The organism is Kitasatospora sp. NPDC007106 (genome assembly GCF_040634455.1).
GTDB classification, from domain to species: domain Bacteria; phylum Actinomycetota; class Actinomycetes; order Streptomycetales; family Streptomycetaceae; genus Kitasatospora; species Kitasatospora arboriphila.
This window is the reverse complement of sequence record NZ_JBEYFP010000999.1, coordinates 1-2,010: the sequence shown is the minus strand read 5'-3', so window position 1 is coordinate 2,010 and position 2,010 is coordinate 1. Positions and strand designations below refer to the sequence as shown.

1 protein-coding gene and 1 pseudogene are annotated in these 2,010 nt (G+C 75.2%); one reads left to right on the top strand and one right to left on the bottom strand.

Annotation, left to right across the window (positions count from 1 at the left end; all coding sequences use genetic code 11):
• Window positions 1-560, bottom strand: a pseudogene (locus ABZ641_RS35005) (hypothetical protein); the annotation flags it as partial.
• Window positions 561-890: 330 nt separating this feature from the next.
• Here ABZ641_RS35005 and ABZ641_RS35000 point away from each other — a divergent pair.
• Entirely contained in the window at window positions 891-1,808 is a 918-nt protein-coding gene (locus ABZ641_RS35000; protein WP_344622443.1) for a GNAT family N-acetyltransferase, read from the top strand.
• Window positions 1,809-2,010: the final 202 nt, after the last annotated feature.

The window sequence follows — 2,010 nt, the reverse complement described above, 5'->3', positions numbered from 1 at the left end:
CCGGCCGCCACGGTGAGCACCCGCTGCGGGTCCACCTGCTGCAGCAGCGCGGCGCCCGCGGCGCAGCCGAGCACGGTCAGGCCGCCCGAGGCGATGTTCATCAGGGAACGGGCCGGCGCGTACCCGGCGGCGGGCACCGCCTCGGCGAGCAGCCCCATCCGGGTGGCCGTCCCCAGCGACTGGACGAAGCCCAGCACCACGAGCACGCCGAACCGGCCCACCAGCGGCAGGCCGGGCACCGCCTGCGCGGCCGTGCCCGCCAACGACACGCCGTGCAGCACCAGCAGGGTCCGGCGCGGGCGGCGCCCGTCGGCGACCGACATCAGGGTCAACGCGCCGAGGACGGTCGCGAACGTGGCGCCGTACATGCTGACCGCCGTCAGGAACGGCGAGCCGGTCTGCCGGCCGACGAGGGTGCCGAGGGCGAGGCCGGCGAGCGCGTTCGCGGCCACGGTCAGCGTGAAACTCGTGAACAGGGCGGCGAACTGCCCGGTGCGCAGCAGCGTGCGGTAGGTGGTCGGGGCGGCGGACGAGGGAGGTGCGAGCGTGTCGGAAGGCATGAAAAAAGCCTCCGGACAGGCCCAGTGCGGGCTCCGAAGGCAGCGCACACAGGATAGCAGGCGCGGGGCCTGCGAATAATCGTTTGCATCCGTTGCTTCCGGAGGGGTAGAACTCGAGGCTGACGGAACGTCACCGAGACCACGTGAGAGGAGGGCCGGCGATGACCAGCAGGACGACCGCGCACGGACCCTCCCGGGCGGCGCAGCAGCGCTGACCGGAGCGGCCGGGCGCACCACACCACGGAGCGTGCCTTGACCGCAGTACCCGCACCAGCAGTCCCCGCACCACCTGTACCCGCACCACCTGTCCCTTCCACCACCGACGGCATCGTGCTGCGCCCGATCACCGGGCCGGACGAGGTGGAGCTGTTCAACCGGCTGCCGTACCTGTTCAACCACGAGATCGCCGGCGACCTCGCCTCCGGGCGGCGCCGTGCGGAGCTGCTCTGGACGGCGCTGGACGCCGACGGGCGGCTGCTCGCCCGCGCCGGCTGGTGGTGCCCGCCCGGTAGCACCGAGCCGCTGCTGCTGGACGTGCTCGACCACCTGCCCGGCCACCGGGCCACCGCGGAGGCGCTGCTCCGGCACGCCCTCGCCGCCGTCGTGCCCGAGGGCGCGGTGCCGCCGAAGTACACCCGGTTCCTGCCCGCCGGCTGGCGCGCGGACCCTGCCGTGCGCGCCGCCGTCGACGGCCCGCTCGCGGTCGTGGAACGGCTCGGCGCCGTGCCGTTCGTGGAACGGCTGCGCCTGGAGTGGCGCGCCGGCACTCCCGTGCCGAGCCCGACCGGGCGGCTGCGCTTCCGGCCCGCCGCCGGTGAGGCGGAGGTGGTCGACCTCTGCACCGGGATCCTCAGCGGCACCCTGGACGCCCACAGCCGCGACGACCTGGCCCGGATGACGGCCCGCGAGGCCGCGCAGTTCCAGTACGACGAGGAGTTCGCGCACTACGCCACCCCGCGCGCGTGGTGGCGGGTCGCCGAATCGGCCGGGACGGGCGAGCCGGTGGGCCTGGTGATCGCGGCCCGCAACGCCTACCGGCCGATCGTCGCCTACCTCGGCGTGCTGCCCGCCCACCGCGGCCGGGGCCTGGCCGAGGAACTCCTCGCCGAGGGCACCCGGGTGCTGGCCGAGGCCGGCGCCGACACGGTCCGGGCCTCCACCGACGTCGGCAACACGCCGATGGCGGCCGCCTTCGGCCGGGCCGGGTACACCGTGTTCGAGCACGAGTACGTGATGGCCTGGGGCTGACGTCCTCGCGGCGGGGCCGTGGGCGTCCCGCCCGCACGGGTTGTGGGTGGCGGCGGCTACGGTGCAGGTCATGAACGACACGGGGCGGGGCAGCAGTTCGGGCGACGGTCGGGGTCCGGCGACGGCACCCGACGACTCCCACGAGGTGACCGGGCACGTGGCCCCGGAGTGGCACACCGCCTGGGTGGACGGACCCGCCGCG